The 18988-nt window shown below is 67.3% G+C and carries 20 protein-coding genes; 13 read left to right on the plus strand and 7 right to left on the minus strand.

The window, feature by feature from the left end; genetic code table 11:
* The first annotated feature begins 168 nt into the window (after window positions 1-168).
* From ABDV78_RS06040 to ABDV78_RS06055, 4 genes are all read left to right on the plus strand, one after another.
* Entirely contained in the window at window positions 169-1167 is a 999-nt protein-coding gene (locus ABDV78_RS06040) for a PhoH family protein (RefSeq protein WP_343526408.1), read from the plus strand.
* A gap of 102 nt (window positions 1168-1269) precedes the next feature.
* Entirely contained in the window at window positions 1270-1785 is a 516-nt protein-coding gene (gene ybeY / locus ABDV78_RS06045) for an rRNA maturation RNase YbeY (RefSeq protein WP_343526409.1), read from the plus strand.
* Between the two features lie 9 nt (window positions 1786-1794).
* Window positions 1795-2700 carry a hemolysin family protein gene (locus ABDV78_RS06050; RefSeq protein WP_343526411.1) on the plus strand — a complete coding sequence of 302 codons (906 nt, stop codon included), beginning with the start codon at window positions 1795-1797 and terminating at the stop codon, window positions 2698-2700.
* A 520-nt stretch (window positions 2701-3220) separates the two neighbouring features.
* Window positions 3221-4549, plus strand: coding sequence for a sorbosone dehydrogenase family protein (locus ABDV78_RS06055; RefSeq protein ID WP_343526412.1), 1329 nt, complete (start codon window positions 3221-3223; stop codon window positions 4547-4549).
* Window positions 4550-4682: 133 nt separating this feature from the next.
* Here the strand turns inward: ABDV78_RS06055 and ABDV78_RS06060 are convergent, their stop codons facing one another.
* Window positions 4683-4985: a polyhydroxyalkanoic acid system family protein gene (locus ABDV78_RS06060; RefSeq protein WP_343526413.1), complete on the minus strand. Its 303-nt coding sequence runs from the start codon at window positions 4983-4985 to the stop codon at window positions 4683-4685.
* Entirely contained in the window at window positions 4982-5413 is a 432-nt protein-coding gene (locus ABDV78_RS06065; RefSeq protein WP_343526414.1) for a VOC family protein, read from the minus strand. Before ABDV78_RS06065 ends, ABDV78_RS06060 begins: the two co-directional genes overlap by 4 nt.
* 216 nt (window positions 5414-5629) lie before the next feature.
* Between ABDV78_RS06065 and lnt the strand changes: the two genes are divergently transcribed.
* A complete protein-coding gene (lnt, locus tag ABDV78_RS06070; RefSeq protein ID WP_343526415.1) occupies window positions 5630-7180 on the plus strand; it encodes an apolipoprotein N-acyltransferase in 1551 nt (516 codons plus the stop codon).
* A 41-nt stretch (window positions 7181-7221) separates the two neighbouring features.
* Window positions 7222-8421, plus strand: a complete 1200-nt coding sequence (metK, locus tag ABDV78_RS06075) for a methionine adenosyltransferase (protein ID WP_343526417.1) — start codon at window positions 7222-7224, stop codon at window positions 8419-8421.
* 50 nt (window positions 8422-8471) lie between these two features.
* Here metK and ABDV78_RS06080 read toward each other — a convergent pair whose 3' ends face one another.
* Entirely contained in the window at window positions 8472-9281 is an 810-nt protein-coding gene (locus ABDV78_RS06080; protein WP_343526418.1) for a formate/nitrite transporter family protein, read from the minus strand.
* Window positions 9282-9348: 67 nt separating this feature from the next.
* On the opposite strand from ABDV78_RS06080, the gene trmB reads away from it, so the two are divergent.
* On the plus strand, window positions 9349-10029 hold the full coding sequence (gene trmB, locus ABDV78_RS06085) for a tRNA (guanosine(46)-N7)-methyltransferase TrmB (protein WP_343526419.1): 681 nt from the start codon (window positions 9349-9351) through the stop codon (window positions 10027-10029).
* Window positions 10030-10037: 8 nt separating this feature from the next.
* Here the strand turns inward: trmB and ABDV78_RS06090 are convergent, their stop codons facing one another.
* A complete protein-coding gene (locus tag ABDV78_RS06090) occupies window positions 10038-10238 on the minus strand; it encodes a hypothetical protein (protein ID WP_343526420.1) in 201 nt (66 codons plus the stop codon).
* A gap of 158 nt (window positions 10239-10396) precedes the next feature.
* On the opposite strand from ABDV78_RS06090, the gene ABDV78_RS06095 reads away from it, so the two are divergent.
* Complete coding sequence (locus ABDV78_RS06095) at window positions 10397-10852, plus strand: hypothetical protein (RefSeq protein WP_343526422.1); 456 nt, start codon at window positions 10397-10399, stop codon at window positions 10850-10852.
* 93 nt (window positions 10853-10945) lie between these two features.
* Window positions 10946-12229, plus strand: a complete 1284-nt coding sequence (locus ABDV78_RS06100) for a DUF1295 domain-containing protein (protein WP_343526424.1) — start codon at window positions 10946-10948, stop codon at window positions 12227-12229.
* 57 nt (window positions 12230-12286) lie between these two features.
* Here the strand turns inward: ABDV78_RS06100 and ABDV78_RS06105 are convergent, their stop codons facing one another.
* Together ABDV78_RS06105 and ABDV78_RS06110 are read right to left on the minus strand one after the other, a co-directional pair.
* Window positions 12287-13660: a glutamate--cysteine ligase gene (locus tag ABDV78_RS06105; protein WP_343526425.1), complete on the minus strand. Its 1374-nt coding sequence runs from the start codon at window positions 13658-13660 to the stop codon at window positions 12287-12289.
* A 45-nt stretch (window positions 13661-13705) separates the two neighbouring features.
* Window positions 13706-14449: a 16S rRNA (uracil(1498)-N(3))-methyltransferase gene (locus ABDV78_RS06110; protein WP_343526427.1), complete on the minus strand. Its 744-nt coding sequence runs from the start codon at window positions 14447-14449 to the stop codon at window positions 13706-13708.
* A gap of 78 nt (window positions 14450-14527) precedes the next feature.
* Here ABDV78_RS06110 and ppk2 point away from each other — a divergent pair, with 78 nt between their 5' ends.
* Window positions 14528-15283: a polyphosphate kinase 2 gene (gene ppk2, locus ABDV78_RS06115; RefSeq protein WP_343526428.1), complete on the plus strand. Its 756-nt coding sequence runs from the start codon at window positions 14528-14530 to the stop codon at window positions 15281-15283.
* Window positions 15284-15371: 88 nt separating this feature from the next.
* Window positions 15372-16382 (plus strand): glycosyltransferase family 2 protein, encoded by a 1011-nt coding sequence (locus tag ABDV78_RS06120; RefSeq protein ID WP_343526429.1) that lies wholly within the window; start codon window positions 15372-15374, stop codon window positions 16380-16382.
* Here the strand turns inward: ABDV78_RS06120 and ABDV78_RS06125 are convergent.
* Complete coding sequence (locus ABDV78_RS06125; protein WP_343526430.1) at window positions 16379-16525, minus strand: hypothetical protein; 147 nt, start codon at window positions 16523-16525, stop codon at window positions 16379-16381. The genes ABDV78_RS06120 and ABDV78_RS06125 overlap by 4 nt on opposite strands.
* Before the next feature lie 88 nt (window positions 16526-16613).
* Between ABDV78_RS06125 and ubiA the strand changes: the two genes are divergently transcribed.
* Window positions 16614-17522 carry a 4-hydroxybenzoate octaprenyltransferase gene (ubiA, locus tag ABDV78_RS06130; RefSeq protein ID WP_343526432.1) on the plus strand — a complete coding sequence of 303 codons (909 nt, stop codon included), beginning with the start codon at window positions 16614-16616 and terminating at the stop codon, window positions 17520-17522.
* Window positions 17523-17609: 87 nt separating this feature from the next.
* Window positions 17610-18920 carry an Nramp family divalent metal transporter gene (locus ABDV78_RS06135; protein ID WP_343526433.1) on the plus strand — a complete coding sequence of 437 codons (1311 nt, stop codon included), beginning with the start codon at window positions 17610-17612 and terminating at the stop codon, window positions 18918-18920.
* Window positions 18921-18988 lie beyond the last annotated feature (68 nt).

Below are 18988 nucleotides of genomic sequence, written 5' to 3' on the forward strand. Positions count from 1 at the left end.
AGGAAAAGAGCGGCTCCCGATCGCGGCGTCCGGCCCTTCCTCTCTGCATCTTCCGCGCCTCTGTGCACAAAAAACTGTCGCTCCGTCACACCCCTGTCATGCAATTTCGCTGGCGTTCCGTGCCCGGCCATCCCATCTTGGCGGGACCACAGACGGTGAAAGGACCGCATGAGCCGCAAGCCCCTCCCCGCCCAGGCCGGTGAACGCAGCCGGGCGGAACTCAGCTTCGACAAGCCGCAAGTGCTGGCGCAGCTGTTCGGCCAATATGACCGCAATCTGGTCGCGTTGGAAAATCGATTGGGCGTCTACATCACCGCACGGGGCAACCGGGTCGGGCTGGAGGGCACCGCCGAGCAGGTCGCGATGGCGCGCGACGTGCTCAACGACCTCTACATCCGCATCCAGCGCGGCGAAGAGGTCGATACGGGACTGGTCGATGCCGCGATCGCGATGGCGTCCGAACCGACGCTCGACGGCATCCTCAGCGCCGAGCGTGCCGCCGCGCCGCCGATCATGATCCGCACGCGCAAGAAGACGATCGTGCCGCGCACCCCCGCCCAGGCGCATTATATGAAGCAGCTCGTGTCCCACGACATGATCTTCGCGCTGGGACCGGCGGGCACCGGCAAGACCTATGTCGCGGTGGCGCAGGCAGTGGCGCAGCTCATCACCGGGTCGGTCCAGCGACTGATCCTGTCGCGCCCGGCGGTCGAGGCGGGCGAGCGGCTGGGCTTCCTGCCCGGCGACATGAAGGAGAAGGTCGATCCCTATCTCCGCCCGCTCTACGACGCGCTGTACGACTGCCTGCCCGCCGAGCAGGTGGAGCGGCGGATCAGCTCAGGCGAGATCGAGATCGCGCCGATCGCCTTCATGCGTGGCCGGACGCTGGCCGATGCCTTCGTCATCCTGGACGAGGCGCAGAACACCACGCCGGCGCAGATGAAGATGTTCCTCACCCGCTTCGGCCAGAACAGCCGGATGGTGATCTGCGGCGATCCCAACCAGGTCGACCTGCCCGGCGGCGTCGCGGCCTCCGGGCTGGCGGATGCGGTCCGCCGCCTGGAGGGCGTGGAAGGCATCGCGATGAGCCGCTTCACCGCCGCCGACGTGGTACGCCACCCGATCGTCGGACGGATCGTCGATGCCTATGAAGGGCCGAACGCGTAGAGCCCGTCCTTTCGATGGCGTAACGCTGGAACTGTTGATAGGGGGCGGCGATTTACCGTCCGACCGCCTCCTACCTTCCCTTTGCCGCCCCGAAAGGCCCCGATGATCGAGATTGCGCTGATCCATGAGGAACCCTGGTCCGGCGACGAGGACCAGTGGACCGCGCTCGCCACCCGCGCCGCGCGCGCCACGATCGAGCGGACCCCGCACGGCCCCTTGCTGAACACGCCCGCGATCATCGAAATCTCCGTTCGGCTGACCAGCGATGACGAGGTTCATGCGCTGAACCGGCAATATCGCCATAAGGACAAGTCGACCAACGTCCTGTCCTTTCCGATGGTCCAGCCCGACCTGATCGAGACGGTGACGCAGAATTCCGACGATGGCGAGGTTCTGCTGGGCGACATCGTGCTGGCGCATGGCGTCTGCGTCGCGGAAGCCGCCGAGCGCGGGATTTCGCCCGAAACGCATGCGACTCATCTTCTGGTGCATGGCGTGCTGCATCTGCTAGGCTATGACCATATGCAGGATGACGAGGCCGATGCGATGGAAGCGATCGAACGCGACGCGCTGGCCAGCCTCGGCATCGCCGACCCTTATCTGATACGCGAGGACTGACACCCCCCGATGGCCGACGGCCCCAGTAGCAGCACCGGCAACGGTGACTCCAACGAAAACAGCATCTGGCAGGGTCTGAAGACCCTGATCTTCGGCGGCGACCAGGAAGATACGCTGCGCGACCAGCTAGAGGAGGCGATCGACCGGCATGAGGGCGATCCCGGCCCCGATGCCAAGGGCGACCTCACCCCGCTGGAGCGGCAGATGGTCCGCAACCTGCTCCATTTCGGCGAGCGCGATGCCGGGGACGTGGGCGTGCCCCGCGCCGATATCACGGCGGTCGAGGAGCGCACGACCTTCGACCATCTGGTCCAGATCTTCGCCGAGGCGGGGCATAGCCGCCTGCCGGTCTATCGCGAGACGCTCGACCAGATCATCGGCATGGTCCACATCAAGGACGTGTTCGCGATCCTGGCGACCGGCGCGGAGCATCCCGCGAGCATCACGGGACTGATCCGCGAGCCGCTCTATGTCCCGATGTCGCGCGGTGCGCTCGATCTCCTGGCCGACATGCGGCAGAAGCGGGTCCATCTGGCGGTGGTGCTCGACGAATATTCCGGGACCGAGGGGCTCGTCACCATCGAGGACCTGATCGAGGAGATCGTCGGCGAGATCGAGGACGAGCATGACGATGCGCCGCAGGCGCTGCTCGTGCCGCTCGATGGCGGCGCCTGGGACGCGGATGCGCGGGTCGGGCTGGAGGAAGTCGCACGGACCGTCGACCCGGCCTTTGAAGAGGCCGAGGATGATGTGGATACGCTGGGCGGCCTGACCGCCGTGATGGCAGGGCAGGTTCCGCCGACCGGCGCCTGTATCGACCATCCCAGCGGCTGGCGGATCGAAGTGACCGAAGCGGACGAGCGCCGCATCCATCGCCTGCGCCTGCATCCCGCGGTGACGGCCGAGGTCGAATAGCCAGACTGATATCGGACGTGGTGATCCGCGCCGATCGGGCGGCGGACCACGATGCCTGTCCCGCCGGTTCGACGGCCGTGCTTGCCCGAACGTCATGGTGCCGGATGGGCATGCGAGGTCGTTGAGCGGGGTCGGGGTGCAGTGCTCGGAGCCGGATCTATACCCCCGGACAATCAGCCAGACGATCACAGAACGCAGTTAAATCGTTTTCCACTGGCGGACGATGAACCCTATAAAAGGGTCAACGGCGCGAGCGCAGCTTCGTGCGATGCCCCGCCGCACAGGATCATGGCTTTCAAGGCTTACCAGTTCGACGACGTGGGGTAACTCCCTAAACCTCACGTCATCGATGGCCGCCGACGCGCCCCCAAAGGCGTCGGCGGCCACCCTTTTTTCCTATCCTTTTCAAAGCGGGGCCGCATGTTCCCGCCCCCTGGGAACCACCGGCCGCGGACCCGATCGGCAAAGTCGCGATCAAGCCCCCTTCCCCCGCTCCCGCGCTCCGCCTATCTCTGGCGTCATGCGCAAACACGTCCTGATCCTGCTCGGCATCCTCGTTCTGATCGGCATCGCCGTCATCGCCTGGCTGGCCTGGCCGGACACTGCAAAACTCAGCGTCGATCAGGTGGCGGGCAAGCAGCCGGTGATCGGGGCGCCGCGCGAACAGGTGATCCCGACCGTCAACATCGCCAAGCCGGTGGGATGGGCGAACGGCGCCAAGCCGACCGTGGCGCAGGGGCTGAAGATCCAGCGTTTCGCGACCGATCTCGACCACCCGCGCTGGCTGTACGAACTGCCCAATGGTGACGTGCTCGTCGCCGAAACCAATTCGCCGCCGCGGAAAGAGGCGGGCCTGACCCAGAAGGTCATGAACTTCTTCCTGGGGCGGGCGGGTGCGGCCGTGCCTTCGGCCAACCGCATCACCCTGCTGCGCGACACCAATGGCGACGGCGTGGCGGACCTGAAGACGCCCTTCCTGACCGGGTTGAACTCGCCCTTCGGCATGGTGCTGTTCGATGGCTATCTCTATGTCGGCGACACCGACGCGCTGGTCCGCGTACCCTATCGGGACGGCGAGACGAAGATCACCGCCAAGCCCGAAAAGGTCGTGCCGCTGAAACCGGGCGGCAATCACTGGGCGCGCAACGTCATCGCCTCGGGCGACGGCCAGACCCTGTTCGTCACGGTCGGCTCCGCCAGCAATGTCGCCGAGAACGGCATGGACGTGGAGAAAGACCGCGCCGCGATCCTGCGAGTCTGGCCCAAGGACAAGAATTGGGGCATCTACGCCTCCGGCCTGCGCAACCCGAACGGCATGGCGCTCAACCCCAAGAACGGGCGGTTGTGGACCGTGGTCAACGAGCGCGACATGCTCGGCTCCGACCTTGCCCCCGACTATCTGACCCAGGTGGAGTTCGGCGACGAGTTCGGCTGGCCCTGGTATTATTGGGGCGGCTATCCCGACAACCGGGTCCAGCCCGCCAAACCGGCGCTCCAGCAATATGTCAAGCGCCCGGACTATGCGCTTGGTCCCCATGTCGCGGCGCTGGGCCTCACCTTCGCGCAAGGAGCCAAGCTGGGCAATCGCTTTGCGCAGGGTGCGTTCATCGGCGAACATGGCTCGTGGAACCGCAAGCCCGCCTCGGGCTACAAGGTCGTTTTCGTGCCCTTCGGCCCAGGCGCCTTCCCGACGCCAGGGGCCAAGCCGATCGACGTCGTCAGCGGCTTCCTCAACGCGAAAGGCGAGGCGCAGGGGCGGCCGGTCGGCGTGATCGTCGACAAGACCGGCGGCCTGCTGGTCGCCGACGATGTGGGCAATGTCGTTTGGAAGGTCAGCGCGGCGCGGTAAGGCTTGCCCCGCGACGCCGCACTACGGATGCCAAAGTCGCGGGCGCGATGATCAGCAAGAGCCTGTCTCTCGCCTGATCATCGCGCCCAATTCATAAAATCGCCGGCTGCGCAGAGCGGTGCCGAAAGGACTTTTATTTCAGGAGCTTCGGCGCCTCCGCACGGATCACGGCCTCCAACTGACTGGAAAAGAGGGCAAGGAAGGCGGGCAGGTTCACCACGGCATGGACCTTGTCCTCATAGACCGTCGCTTCCGCGCCGATCGACTGGCCCATCGCGCCGACCGTGAAGTGCATGGTGTCGCCTTCCCAGCGATGCTCGACCGTGGCACCGCCGGGGATCAGCCTGCCGATCTTGCCGATCCCGCCATCCAGACGGTCGCGCACCGCCGCCTTGCCCAGGCTATGCGGGATATCGAGCGAAATGGGGGCGCTCATGCGGTCATCTCCGTGGCGAACAGCATCGCATCATCGGCAAAGGCCTTGAACTCCAGTGCATTGCCGCTGGGATCGCGGAAGAACATCGTCGCCTGCTCGCCCGGCTGCCCCTTGAAGCGGACATAGGGCGCGATGCCGAAGGGCACACCCGCCGCCTCGACCCGTGCGGCCAGCACTTCCCAGTCGGCCATGGTCAGCACGACGCCGAAATGCGGCACCGGCACCTGATGGCCGTCCACCGCATTCTCGACCGCGACCGGCCTGGCCGCAGGATCCAGATGCGCGACGACCTGGTGCCCGAACAGGTCGAAATCGATCCAGTGATCGCTCGACCGTCCTTCGGCACAGCCCAGCACGGAGCCGTAAAATGTCCGAGCCGCGGCAAGATCATGGACCGGAAAAGCGAGATGGAAGGGGCGCAGGGTCATGGCATGAAGCTAGGGTCGGCGAGCCCGCTTTGCCAGTCCTTCCCGGCCTTGCCGACCGACCCCCTTCCTCAGACCGACCCTGGGGAGGATTTGCCGCACGGTGCAGGGGCAGGGCCGCAAGAGCCTCCCCCATCGCGTCCCCCGCCCCTCGGCGCCATGAAAGCGAGGCATATCCCGCATTGCCCCCGTCACGGCGCCTTGCCATAGCCTGTCGCCGTGATCCGCTATCCCGCTCTTATCGCACTGCTTGCCGGTGCCGTCGCTGCCTGCGGCTTCGCGCCGCTCGACCTCTGGCCCGCCTTGCTCGGCGGACTGATCGTCCTGCTGGCGCTGGTGCATGACGCGCCGAGCATCCGGCACGCGCTATGGCGCGGCTGGGCCTTTGGCGTCGGGCATTTCACGGTCAACAACAACTGGTTCCAGCACGCCTTCGACTTTCAGGACAAGATGCCGCCGGTGCTGGGCTATTTCGCCGCGGTCGGGCTGGCGCTGTATCTGGCGATCTTCCCCATGGCGGCGGCGGGCGTCGCATGGCGGTTCCGCAAGGCGCGCGCCGGCGCGGCCCCCGATGCGGCTTATGTCCTGATCTTCGGCGCGGCGTGGATCGTCACCGAATATCTGCGGGCGCGGCTGTTCACCGGCTATGCCTGGGATCCGCTCGCCGTGGCCTGGCTGCCGGTGATCGGGGTGGCGCGGATCAGCGCCCTTGTCGGCACCTATGCGCTGTCGGGGCTGACCGTCGTGCTGGCGGGGGCGATCTGGCTGGCCATGCGACGGCGCTGGCATCTGGCGGCGGTGATGGTGCCCGCCACCGGCCTTGCCGCGCTGTCCGCCCCCCTCACCCGCGCGCCCGATCCGGCACCGGATGCGCCGCTGGTCCGCGTTGTCCAGCCCAATATCGGGCAGGATCAGCGCGGTCAGAGCGACGGGCCGTTGCTGCTCGACCGGCTGGAACGGCTGTCCGGCACCCCCGGCCCGCGTCCCAGGCTGGTCGTCTGGCCCGAGGGCGTGGTGCGCGACATGATCGAGGACGGCTATCCCGAATGGGCCTATTTCGGGTTCAACTATGCCCCGCCCGAATGGACCCGCCGCCGGATCGCGGGGGTACTGGGGCCACGCGACACCGCGCTGGTCGGCGGCACCGCCCTCTATTTCTCGCCCGATCGGGCTCGCGTGACGAGTGCCACCAACAGCGTCTTCGCGATTTCCCCGCGCGCGCGGATCATCGGCCGCTACGACAAGGCGCATCTGGTGCCTTATGGCGAGTATCTGCCCATGCCTTGGCTGCTGAAGCCGCTGGGCCTGGCGCGACTCGTCCCGGGCGACATGGACTTCACCCCCGGCCCCGGCCCGCGCAACCTGCGGGTGCCCGGCTTCGGCGCGGTCGGGGTGCAGCTCTGCTACGAGATCATCTTCTCGGGGCAGGTGGTGGACGAGGCGCATCGCCCGCGCCTGCTCTTCAATCCCTCCAACGATGCCTGGTTCGGGCGCTGGGGGCCGCCGCAGCATTTGGCGCAGGCCCGGATGCGCGCGATCGAGGAAGGGCTTCCGGTTCTCCGCGCCACCCCGACGGGCATCTCCGCGATCATCGCCGCCGATGGTCGCCTGGTCGCCAAGGTGCCTCACATGACCGCGGGCGCGGCGCAGGCGACATTGCCGGTCGCACTGCCCCCCACCATGTTCTCGCGGGTCGGCAACATCATGGCGCTGGCCGTCGCCATCGCCCTGGCCGCGATCGGCGTTGCCTTCCGCCGCCGCGCCCGCTAGAGGACATATAAAGCTATCTTTATATCCTTATGAGGACGGGAATGCGGAACTCGTACATCTTCACCTCGGAATCGGTTTCCGAAGGTCACCCCGACAAGGTCGCCGACCAGATCAGCGACGCGATCGTCGACCTGTTCCTGTCCAAGGACTCCGAAGCGCGCATCGCGTGCGAAACGCTGACCACCACCAACAAGGTCGTGCTGGCGGGTGAAATCCGCTGCAAGGGCGTGTTCGAGAACGACCAGTGGGCCGAGGGCGCACTGGAAGAGATCGAGCGCACCGTGCGCGACACCGTCAAGCGGATCGGTTACGAGCAGTCGGGCTTCCATTGGGAGAATTTCGACTTCTCGAACAACCTGCACGGCCAGTCGGCGCACATCGCGATGGGCGTGGACGAGAGCGGCAACAAGGACGAGGGCGCTGGCGACCAGGGCATCATGTTCGGTTACGCGACCGACGAGACGCCCGGCCTGATGCCCGCCACCCTCTATTACAGCCACAAGATCCTGGAAAAGATGGCGGCCGACCGCCACTCCGGCGCGGCCCCCTTCCTGGAGCCCGACGCCAAGAGCCAGGTGACGCTGCAATATGAAAACGGCGCGCCGGTCCGCGCGACCGCGATCGTCGTGTCGACTCAGCATTCGGCCGAGCTGTCGAACGAAGCGGGCCAGGCCAAGCTGCGCGACTATGTGAAGTCGGTCCTGGCCGAGGTGCTGCCCGAGGGCTGGCTGCCCGAGGACAAGCAGATCTACGTCAACCCGACCGGCCTGTTCGAAATCGGCGGCCCGGACGGTGACGCCGGCCTGACCGGCCGCAAGATCATCGTCGACACCTATGGCGGCGCGGCGCCGCATGGCGGCGGCGCGTTCAGCGGCAAGGACCCGACCAAGGTCGACCGCTCGGCGGCTTATGTCGCGCGCTACCTCGCCAAGAACGTCGTGGCGGCGGGCCTGGCCAAGCGCTGCACCATCCAGCTTTCCTATGCGATCGGCGTCGCCGAGCCGCTGTCGGTCTATGTCGACCTGCACGGCACCGGCACCGTCGAGGAAGCCAAGCTGGAAGCCGCGCTGCCCAAGCTGGTTCGCCTGACCCCCAAGGGCATTCGCGAGCACCTCAAGCTCAACGCGCCGATCTATTCCAAGACCGCCGCTTATGGTCACTTCGGCCGTGAGGCCGAGGGCGCGCTGTTCACCTGGGAAAAGACCGATCTGGTCGACCAGATCAAGGCCGCCGTTGCCTGAGCCGATCACGGCACGAATCGCGGAAAAAGGGGAGCTTCGGCTCCCCTTTTTTATGGCTGGTCCGGCACCTCTCCCTGCACCTGACCATGCGCCAGCAGGGTGAACAGCCCCGCCCCGCCGACCAGATTGCCGAGGATGGCCGGGATCATCAGCCCGAACACCGCGCGCATCGCATCCACCCGGTCGGTGAACAACAGCAGGAAGGCCTCGTCCGCGCCGACGATCGAATGGCTGAATCCCGCCGCCGCGATGACATAGGTGATCGCCAGGATGATCCAGAAGGCCTGGCTGCGACCATTGGGAAGGATCCACGCGACGACCGCGATCAGGAATCCGGCCGGAATGGCGTTCACGAACGTCCCCCATCCGCCAAGCTCCAGGATGCGCGCCGACACCGCGATCATCGCCTCGCGAATCTCCGGGCTGCCCAGCACGCCGGTCGCCACCATCGCCGCGGCCAGGGCCGTACCGATCAGGTTGGCGAGCAGCACGATGCCCCAGAGCCGCAACGTGCGCTGGAGCGCCCAGACCGACGGCCTGGTCACCAGCGGCAGCATCGCGGTGATGGTGCTTTCGGTGAACAACTGCATCCGCCCCAGGATCACGACAAGGAACCCGACCGGATAGCCCAAGGCGGCGACCAGCCCGCGCCACGGGGCATCCGGCAGCCCGGCATGAAGCGCCCCCTCCGCGATCAGCGAACTGTGAATGGCGATCCCCGCCGCAAGCCCCGACCAGAACAGCGCACCCGCCGGCCGATCGAGTTCGCCCTCCCCCGCCTCGCGAACGGCGCGGTGAAGGTCTTTCGCATCGGCGGCCTTCTGCGCCTTGCCCTCCGGGCTGTCTGGCTGTTCATCCATTGTCCCACCGCAACGAGCGACGCCGCGCTTGGCTCCCCTTCATCGTCACGCTAAGGGCCTCGCCACGATGAACGATCCGACGACGATCCGCCGCCTCTATGGCCGGCGCCAGGGCCATAAATTGCGGCAGGGCCAGGCCGCGCTGGTCGAAGACATGCTGCCCGGCCTCAGCGTGCCCGAGGACGGCCCGCTGGATGCCGCGCGCCTGTTCGGCGACGATCGTCCGCTTCAGGTCGAGATCGGCTTCGGCGCGGGCGAGCATCTGGCGGGGCAGGCCGAGGCGACGCCAGGCACCGGCTTCATCGGCTGCGAGCCCTTCCTGAACGGCGTGGTCGGCGCGCTCGGCCATATCCGCGACCGCGCGCTCACCAATGTCCGCCTGCACATGGGCGATGCGCTGGAGGTGATCGAGCGGCTGCCCGATGCCAGCCTTGACCGGGTGTATCTGCTCCATCCCGATCCCTGGCCCAAGGCGCGCCACGCCAAGCGGCGGATGATGAACCACGGACCGCTCGACACCATCGCCCGCAAGCTGAAGCCGGGGGGCGAGTTCCGGCTGGGGACGGACGATCCGACCTATTGCCGCTGGTCGATGATGATCATGAACGCGCGGCGGGATTTCGTCTGGCAGGCGCGCACCCCGACCGACTTCCTGACCCGCCCCGCCGACTGGCCCGAAACGCGCTACGAGCGCAAGGCACGACGCCAGGGGCATGAGGTGTGGTATTTCCGATATATCCGCCAATAGGCGCGACTTTACGGCCGCATTTCGGGGCTTGATGGCGATGTGATCATCGATCCGGGAATGATCGACATGGTCAGGTCCCGACGTGCAATCTCAGCCAGGAGGGCAGTGCGGTCGCTTTCCTGACGGGTCGCGATCGCGAAGGCTTCCAGCAGCGTGTCGTCGTCCATGAACTCGATCAGGTCCGGGTCGAGCATCGGATCCATCGCCATCCTCCCATCCTATCCGAAATCAATAACAAGTGGATCGGGATGGAGTTGCCAAGTCCCTCGCTTTGATCGCGAATCGCCGGAACGGTGCGCTTCCCTCTGGCACCATGGCGGTCGTCCGTTATAGACGCGGCGCGACTATCGGGGGTGGAGGCAGAGCCGTGGTGGACAAGAGCTGGGGCGTGTCCCCGTCGGATCCGGGTTTCCGGGTCCGGACCAACGACAGCCTGGAGGACCGCGCAGCCGCGCGGGCCCGCGCGCGCGAGGCCAGGGCCGGCGAGCGGACCGCGCTGATGGCCGATCGCATGGAAGCACGCGCCGCGAACCGTGCCCGCGAAACCGAGGCGCGCGAGGCGGAGCGAACCGCCCGGCGCGAAGCCGAAATGGCCGCCGCCGCACGCGATCCGCACGCCGCCGCCGCCAAGCGCCACCGCACCTCCGGCCGCAAGGACGTGGTCCGCGAACAGCGCGACACGCGCGGCTATACGACATTGGTCGACGAAGGTCGGATTCGCGAACTGGCCAAGCGGGGTGCCTCTCTGTCGGGGCTGGCAGCCGCGTTCGGAATTGCGCAGACCGAGATCGAGCGGATCCTGGCGACCGATCCAGACGCCTGACGCCGCCTCCCGCCGCCCCAATCGGGAGGAATGCGGCCAGGGGCGATCCGGCCTAACGCCTCCCTTACCAATTTGCGCTAGGATCGGCCTTCCATGTCCGACGCCGCCCGCCCCCCCTCCCTCCCCTCCGCCCGCGCGCCCCGCCCCGCCTCGGCGGTCAGCCACGGCGTCGGGCTGGCCGGGCTGGCGGGGTCGCTGGCCTGGATCGCCTTTGCCTATCGCCATCATCTGGACGGCCCCTATGCCGCGCTGACCCATCTGGTCGCGGTCGCGGTGCCAATGATCCTGTGGTCGCTGCTGGTCGACCGGGTGCATCATAATGCCTCGACCGGCATCGACTGGGCGAACCCGCGGCCGGCGCGCGAGACGCTGGACATCAGCCTGACCAAGCTGGCCGGGCTATGGGCGACCTTTGCGGGGATCGCGCTGATCTATTTCACCTTCCGCTTCTACTGGGTGGGGACGTTCGCCTTTGCCATGTGGTGTTTCGCGTGGCTGGCGCCGGTCCTGTTCCTGGGATCGATCCCCTATATGCTGTGGATCGACCGGCGGCTCGTCCAGCCGCGGGACGGCTGCTGGATGCTGGGGGCTTGGCTGACCGGCCAGAAGGGGATCGAGGCGGAGCCCATCCATGCCCATCTGCGCGCCTGGGCGGTGAAGACCTTCTTCCTCGCCTTCATGCTCGGGGTCGTGCCCGGGGGATTTCGGGCTTTCATCGATGGCGATCTTTCGGTCGTGCTGCACGATCCGGTGGCGCTGGCGCATTGGCTGATCACGCTGATGTTCCTGATCGACGTGGCCTTTGCGACGGTCGGCTATATGCTGACCATGCGGCCGCTCGATGCGCATATCCGTTCGGCCAATCCATATGCGGCGGCATGGATGGCGGCGCTGATCTGCTATCCGCCGACAATCCTGATGACCAATGGCGGGCCGCTCGACTATCGTCCCGGGACCGCGGAGTGGAGCGACTGGTTCGCGGGGCATCCGGTCGTCCTCGCCGCGATCGGCGCGGTGCTGGTCGCGCTGACCGCCATCTACGCCTGGTCGACCGTCGCGTTCGGCCTGCGCTTTTCCAACCTGACGCATCGCGGCATCCTGACCCACGGGCCCTATGCCGTGTCGCGACATCCGGCCTATCTGTCGAAGAACCTGTTCTGGTGGATTGCGACGATCCCGGTGCTGTCGACCGGCTCCTGGGTCGATGCGGCGCGCAGCACGATCCTGCTCGGCGCGGTCAGCGGCGTCTACTACTGGCGGGCCAGGACCGAGGAGTGGCATCTGTCCGCCGATCCGGCCTATCGCGACTATTCCGCCTGGATGAAGCGCCATGGGCTGGTGCCGCGGTTCCTGGCCTGGGCGGCGGGGCGGACCTGATCGCCTGGGCCTGGCCTTCGGCGCCGATGTGCCGAAGGTCAAGCTCGGGCGATATCGTCAGAAACTCGCCTCGCCATAAACGCGCGAGATGTCCCCGCCCCATTCGCCATGATAGCGGTCGAGCAGGATTTGCGCGGGCACCTTGCCCGACCGCATGATCTCGCGCAGCGGGTCGAGGAACCCGGTTTCGTTATCCCCCGCACCGTTCAGCCGCGCCCGAGCCGCCAGCCCCGCATGGGCGATATCGAGCACCTCGCCCGCAATATCGCGCAGGCGTCCGCCGCCCGGCAGCGGTGCGTCTAGCGCGAGTTCGGGCACCGCATCGCGCAGCGCCTGGCGCTCGGTCAGCGACCAGCCCTTGACCAGATCCCAGGCGGCATCGAGCGCCCCATCGTCATAGAGCAGCCCGACCCAAAGCGCGGGCAGCGCGCAGATGCGGTTCCACGGGCCGCCATCGGCTCCCCGCATCTCCAGGAAGGTCTTCAGCCGCACCTCGGGAAAGGCGGTCGACAGATGGTCGTTCCAGTCGTCGATCGTCGGCAGTTCGCCCGGCAGGACCGACAGTTCGCCCTTCAGGAAGTCGCGGAAGGACAGACCCGCCGCGTCGACATATTTGCCGTCGCGATAGACGAAGTACATCGGCACATCGAGCGCATAGTCGGCGTAACGCTCATATCCGAACCCGTCCTCGAACACGAAGGGCAGCATGCCGGTGCGCGCAGGGTCGGTGTCCGACCAGATATGGCTGCGGAAGGAGAGCATCCCGTTGGGCTTGCCCTCGGTGAAGGGCGAGTTGGCGAACAGCGCGGTCGCCAGCGGTTGCAGCGCCAGGCCGACCCGGAACTTCTTCGCCATATCGGCCTCGGACGCGTAATCCAGGTTCACCTGGATGGTCGAGGTCCGCAGCATCATGTCGAGCCCCAGCGAGCCGACGCGCGGCATATGGCGCAGCATGATCGCATAGCGCCCCTTGGGCATGATCGGCAGTTCGGCGCGGGTCTTGTCCGGCCACATGCCCAGTCCCAGGAAACCGAGACCCAGCTTGTCGCCCGCCGCCTTCACCTGTTGCAGGTGGCGTCCGGTTTCGGCACAGGTCTGGTGCAGATTGTCGAGCGGCGCGCCCGACAGCTCGAACTGGCCCGCCGGCTCCAGGCTGATCGAGCCGTCCGCGCCGGTCATGGCGATGACGTTGCCGCCCTCCAGCACCGGCTCCCAGCCATATTGCTCCAGCTCGCCGAGCAACGCGCGGATGCCCGAGGGCTCGTCATAGGACGGCGCATGATGATCGCCCAGCGCATAGACGAACTTCTCATGCTCGGTCCCGATGCGCCAGCGGTCGCGGGGCTTTTCTCCCCGCGCGAAGCTCGCGATCAACTGGTCGCGCGACTCGATGATAGCGCCCTTGGCGGTGCTCGCGGTCTTGGTGCTCATGAACCGCGCCTTACGCGGGCGCGCGCGGCGACGCCATAGGCTGAATCACCGCCAATCGCCCGCCGCCGCCATCCAGAGCGACACCGCCGCCGCCGCCGCCGTGTCGGCACGCAGGATACGCGGGCCAAGGCCGATGCCGATGGCGGCAGGATGCGCCCGGATCGCCTCACGCTCCTCGGTGTCGAAGCCGCCCTCCGGCCCGATCAGGATCGCCGCCGGCCCTCGATGCGCGCGCATGGCGTCAAGCGCCGGTACGCCGCCATTTTCATCGGCGAAGAACAACGCCCGTCCCTCCGGCCAGTCGCGTAGCAACGCGGGCAGTTTCACCGGATCGGCGACGTGCGGAAGCGCGGTGCGGCCGCATTGCTCCGCTGCCTCGATCATATGGGCGCGCAGCCGCTCGGTATTGGGCTTGTCGACCACGGTGCGGCGGGTGACGACCGGCACCAGCCGCGCGACACCCAGTTCGCACGCCTTTTCCGCCAGCCAGTCGACCCGGCCCTTCTTCAACGGGGCCGCGCACAGCCACAGATCGGGCACCGCCTCACGCTCGCGCAGGCATTGGGTGACGTCCAGCGTCAGGTCGCGCTTCCCCACCGACGCCGCGACGCCCAGCCATTCGCCGGTCCGATCGTCGAACAACTTGACCGGATCACCCAGCTTGGTCCGCATGACGGAGAGCAGATAATGCGCGGCCGGGCCGTCGATGCGGATCGGCCCCTGGCCCAGCGGCTGGTCGACGAACAGACGGGGCGTGGATTGCGGCGGCCAGGCGGGGGTAGCGGGCATGGGGCCCCGCTTACACGGCTCGCGCGGGACTTGCCACTTTTGCCGTTTCGGGTGTTCTTCCCCCGAAAGGACGTGTCGATGGCGAAACATTACCGCGAACAGCTCGAAGCACTGCAACTGGCGCTGGTGCGCACCCAGATGGCGATGGTGGGATCGGACGAACGGGTCGTGATCGTGCTGGAGGGGCGCGACGGCGCGGGCAAGGACGGGGTGATCAAGCGGATCACCGAGCATCTGTCGGTCCGGGCCACCCGCGTCGTGGCCCTCCCCAAACCCTCCGACCGCGAACGCACGCAATGGTATTTCCAGCGTTATGCCGTCCATCTGCCCGCGGCGGGCGAGATCGTGATCTTCAACCGAAGCTGGTACAACCGCGCGGGCGTCGAGGTGGTGATGGGCTTTTCCACCGCAACCGAGCAGGAAGCCTTCCTCCGCGACGCTCCCGATTTCGAGCGGATGCTGGTCGAAAGCGGCATCAGGCTGGTCAAGATCTGGCTGGACATCACCAAGGACGAACAGGCCGACCGGCTGGAGGCGCGGCGCACCGATCCGCTCAAGGCGCTGAAGGTCTCCGACATGGACAAGGTCGCACAGGCCAAATGGGCCGATTATTCGGCGGCGCGCGACACGATGCTGACCCGGACCCACACCCCTTTCGCGCCGTGGCATATCGTGTGCGCCAACGACAAGAAGGATGCGCGGATCGCGATCATCCGCCACATTCTCCACCGCATCGCCCCGCCGGAGATCGCCGGCGAGGTGCCCCTGCCCGATCCGGCCCTGCTCTTCCCCTTCGACATGGCCGCGCTGGAGGATGGGCGGCTGGCGAAATAGGCGGAGCTTCAGCGCTTCTTTACCATGGCCGTGGCATGGCGGCGGGGTGCCTTGGTGCCCCGCCCTGGCCGCGATCGGAAGTCCTGCCATGCCCCGGCCCAGCCCCCAGATTGCCGCGACGCTGATCGTCCGGGACGAGGCGCGGTGCATCGCCCGTTGCTTGGCCAGCGTAGCCCCCTGGGTCGACCGGATGGTGGTGCTGGACACCGGATCGACCGACGACACGGTCGCCCTCGCGCGGGGGCTAGGCGCGGAGGTCTATCACCTGCCCTGGCCGGATAGTTTCGCGGCGGCGCGCAACCATGTGCTGGAACTGGCGGATGCGGACTGGCATCTGGTCCTCGACGCCGACGAATGGATCATCGCGGGCGGCGAGCGGCTGCGGGCCTGGTGCGAAACGCCTGGCCGACTGGGCTGCCCCTGCCTTCATCACGAGGCGGAAGGCGCGACGACCACGTTGCGTAGCTGGGTGACACGGCTGATCCCGCGTGGCGTCCGCTATGAGGGGCGCGTGCATGAGCAGGTGGTATCGCCCCTGCCCCGCCTGCGCATCCCACTGGCTATCGGCCATGACGGCTATCACGCAGCGCAGATCACGCGGAAGAAGGATCGCAACCATGCGCTGTTGCTGCGCGATCTGGCCGAGAAGCCCGACGAACCCTATCTGCTCTACCAACTGGGCAAGGACGCGCAGATGCGCGACGACCACGCGACGGGATGCGATTATTATGCCCGCGCGCTGGCCCTGACCGACAGGGGCGCGAACTGGCGACATGAGCTGGTGGTCAATGCGGTGCAACTGCTCGCCAGGGCGCGGCGGCTGGACGATGCGCTGGCGCTTGCCGATGCCGAACTTCCGCATTGGCCCGACTCGCCCGACTTCTTCTTCGTGCTCGGCGACCTGTTGCTGGATCATGCGCTGGCCGACCCGGCTCGGGCCATCGCGCACTGGCTGCCGCTGGCCGAGAGTGCATGGGAACGCTGTCTGGCGATCGGCGAGCGCCCCGATCTGGAGGGCAGCGTCGCCGGACGCGGCAGCCATCTGGCGCAGCATAATCTCGACGTCATCCGCTCCCAGCTCGCTATGCTGAACGCCTAGCCTCGCCGTCGGATCAGCCACCAGAGCAGCGCCAGCCCCAGCGCCGCCGCCAGCACGACGCCGCCGATCATCCCGGCGACACGAAGGATCGCCCAGAACAGAGCCTCGACGAAACGGCCGACCGCGACCGACAGGCCGATCATGGATTCGAGAACGCGTGGGGGATCACAGCGGCGACGATAGCCGCGAACGGGCTTGCGCGCCACGGGGCGTCCCCATAGGCCAGCGGACATGACCATCGAGATCGTACCCGATAGCGAGCATAAGGGACTGGTCGGGCGCCTGCCGCCCCGATTGCGCGGGCTGGCGCTGCTGGCCCGGTTCGACCGGCCGATCGGCTGGTGGCTGCTCTTCTGGCCGGGGGTCTGGGCGATCGCGCTGGCGGGCGGCCTGCCGCAGCGCTGGCCGCTGATCCTGTGGTTCCTGATCGGCTCGATCGCGATGCGCGGGGCGGGGTGCGTGTTCAACGACATCGTCGACCGCGACCTGGACGCCAAGGTCGCCCGCACGCGGGCCCGGCCGATCCCCTCGGGGCTGGTGTCGGTGAAGCTGGCCGCGATCTGGCTGGGCGTGCTGTGCCTGATCGGTCTCGTCGTGCTGGTGCAGCTCCGCCCGCTGGCCGCGATCGTTGCGCTTGCCAGCCTCGCGCCGGTCGCCGCCTATCCCTTCATGAAGCGGATCACCTGGTGGCCGCAGGCATGGCTGGGCATGGTGTTCAGCTGGGCCGCGCTGGTTGGCTGGGCGGAGGTGGCGGGGGCCTTGTCCGCGCCGCTCTGGCTGCTCTACGCCGGGTCGATCGCCTGGGTGATCGGCTATGACACCATCTATGCGCTTCAGGATCGCGAGGACGATGCGCTGATCGGCGTGCGGTCCTCGGCACTGCGCATGGGCGACCATGTGAAGCCGGGCGTGGGCGCGTTCTACGCGGCGGCCGTGCTGTGCTGGGCGGGGGCGATCTGGCTGGTTCGCCCGGACGTCCTGGCCATCGCGGCGCTGGCGCCGGTCGCACTGCACCTGGCATGGCAGGTCGCGACGCTGAATCCCGACGACGGCGCGGGGGCGCTGCATCGCTTCCGGTCGAACCGCTTCGCCGGGCTGTTGATGGCACTGGCCTGTGTGGTCGTGGGCTCGTCCCTCTAAATCCTCTCCGCAAAGGGTGGAACGAGATGGATCGCAACCCTTTGCCGGGTTGTCGCGTTGCGGAAACTTCGTCACATCTCAAGGTCGATGACCGTAGCCACGCCCGCCACCCGCTCGCTTGCCGAAAGCCATCGCTCGATCGCCATCCCGGAAGGGGCATCCTTCCTGCGGCGGCTGTTCGCCTTTGCCGGCCCCGGTTATCTGGTCGCGGTCGGCTATATGGACCCGGGCAACTGGGCGACCGACATCGCGGGCGGATCGGCCTATGGCTATGCGCTGCTGTCGGTCATCCTGCTCTCCAACATCATGGCGATGATCCTGCAGGCGCTGTCGGCACGGCTGGGCATCGCCGCCGGGCTGGACCTCGCCCAGGCGTGCCGTGCGGCCTATTCCAGGCCGGTCGCGCGCATCCTGTGGCTGCTCTGCGAGATAGCGATCATTGCCTGCGACCTGGCCGAAGTGCTGGGCACCGCCATCGCGCTGCAACTGCTGTTCGACCTGCCGCTGGTCTGGGGCGTCCTGATCACCGGGTTCGACGTCTTCCTGATCCTGGCGCTCCAGCGTTACGGATTCCGCAAGGTCGAGGCGTTCATCATCGCGCTGCTCCTGATCATCGGCGGCTGCTTCCTTTATGAACTGATCGCCTCGCGCCCGGACCCGGCATCGGTGCTGGCGGGGTTCGTGCCCACCAGCCGGATCGTGACCGACCCGGCGATGCTCTACATCGCGATCGGCATCCTCGGCGCGACGGTGATGCCGCACAATCTCTACCTCCACTCCTCGGTGGTGCAGACCCGTGCCTTCGGCCTGTCGACCGAGGGCAAGCGCGATGCGATCAGGATGGCGACGATCGACAGCACCGTCGCCCTGTTCTTCGCCTTCTTCATCAACGCCGCGATCCTGATCGTCGCCGCCGCCACCTTCCATGTCGCGGGACGCACCGACGTCGCGGAGATCGACCAGGCTTACCGCCTGCTCGCCCCCATGCTGGGCGCGGGGGCGGCGAGCGTGGTGTTCGGCATTGCGCTCCTCGCTTCGGGTCAGAACTCGACCGTGACGGGGACGCTTGCCGGACAGATCGTGATGGAGGGGTTCCTCGACCTGCGGCTCGCCCCCTGGCTGCGGCGGCTGATCACGCGCGGGCTCGCCATCATCCCCGCCGTGCTCGTGGTGGGTGCGAGCGGACAGGCGGGGGCGACCAAACTGCTGGTCCTCAGCCAGGTCATCCTGAGCCTTCAGCTTCCCTTCGCGGTCGTGCCGCTGGTCCGCTTCACCGCCGACAAGGCGATGATGGGACCGTTCGCCAGCGCGGCGTGGCTGCGCGTCGTCGCCTGGGTGATCGCCGCCACGATCATCGCGCTGAACCTGACGCTCCTGTGGGGAATCGCGACCGGCTGATACCTTGCAGGAGCGCACGGTAAAGCCGCGTGACATCGGTTCGGTCGCCGTTAAGCTGCCCGGCAACG

It is taken from the genome of Sphingomonas sp. (assembly GCF_039594485.1).
Taxonomy (GTDB): Bacteria; Pseudomonadota; Alphaproteobacteria; order Sphingomonadales; family Sphingomonadaceae; genus Sphingomonas.

Bases quoted from the DNA above. Each gene is read 5' to 3' on its own strand.
- ABDV78_RS06055 (WP_343526412.1), top strand. From the start codon at position 3,221: ATGCGCAAACACGTCCTGATCCTGCTCGGCATCCTCGTTCTGATCGGC.
- ABDV78_RS06050 (WP_343526411.1), top strand. From the start codon at position 1,795: ATGGCCGACGGCCCCAGTAGCAGCACCGGCAACGGTGACTCCAACGAA.
- ubiA (WP_343526432.1), top strand. From the start codon at position 16,614: ATGACCATCGAGATCGTACCCGATAGCGAGCATAAGGGACTGGTCGGG.
- ybeY (WP_343526409.1), top strand. From the start codon at position 1,270: ATGATCGAGATTGCGCTGATCCATGAGGAACCCTGGTCCGGCGACGAG.
- ABDV78_RS06110 (WP_343526427.1), bottom strand. From the start codon at position 14,449: ATGCCCGCTACCCCCGCCTGGCCGCCGCAATCCACGCCCCGTCTGTTC.
- ABDV78_RS06135 (WP_343526433.1), top strand. From the start codon at position 17,610: ATGACCGTAGCCACGCCCGCCACCCGCTCGCTTGCCGAAAGCCATCGC.
- ABDV78_RS06080 (WP_343526418.1), bottom strand. From the start codon at position 9,281: ATGGATGAACAGCCAGACAGCCCGGAGGGCAAGGCGCAGAAGGCCGCC.
- ABDV78_RS06120 (WP_343526429.1), top strand. From the start codon at position 15,372: ATGCCCCGGCCCAGCCCCCAGATTGCCGCGACGCTGATCGTCCGGGAC.
- trmB (WP_343526419.1), top strand. From the start codon at position 9,349: ATGAACGATCCGACGACGATCCGCCGCCTCTATGGCCGGCGCCAGGGC.
- ABDV78_RS06125 (WP_343526430.1), bottom strand. From the start codon at position 16,525: ATGATCGGCCTGTCGGTCGCGGTCGGCCGTTTCGTCGAGGCTCTGTTC.
- ppk2 (WP_343526428.1), top strand. From the start codon at position 14,528: ATGGCGAAACATTACCGCGAACAGCTCGAAGCACTGCAACTGGCGCTG.
- ABDV78_RS06100 (WP_343526424.1), top strand. From the start codon at position 10,946: ATGTCCGACGCCGCCCGCCCCCCCTCCCTCCCCTCCGCCCGCGCGCCC.
- ABDV78_RS06105 (WP_343526425.1), bottom strand. From the start codon at position 13,660: ATGAGCACCAAGACCGCGAGCACCGCCAAGGGCGCTATCATCGAGTCG.
- metK (WP_343526417.1), top strand. From the start codon at position 7,222: ATGCGGAACTCGTACATCTTCACCTCGGAATCGGTTTCCGAAGGTCAC.
- ABDV78_RS06060 (WP_343526413.1), bottom strand. From the start codon at position 4,985: ATGAGCGCCCCCATTTCGCTCGATATCCCGCATAGCCTGGGCAAGGCG.
- ABDV78_RS06065 (WP_343526414.1), bottom strand. From the start codon at position 5,413: ATGACCCTGCGCCCCTTCCATCTCGCTTTTCCGGTCCATGATCTTGCC.
- ABDV78_RS06090 (WP_343526420.1), bottom strand. From the start codon at position 10,238: ATGGCGATGGATCCGATGCTCGACCCGGACCTGATCGAGTTCATGGAC.
- ABDV78_RS06040 (WP_343526408.1), top strand. From the start codon at position 169: ATGAGCCGCAAGCCCCTCCCCGCCCAGGCCGGTGAACGCAGCCGGGCG.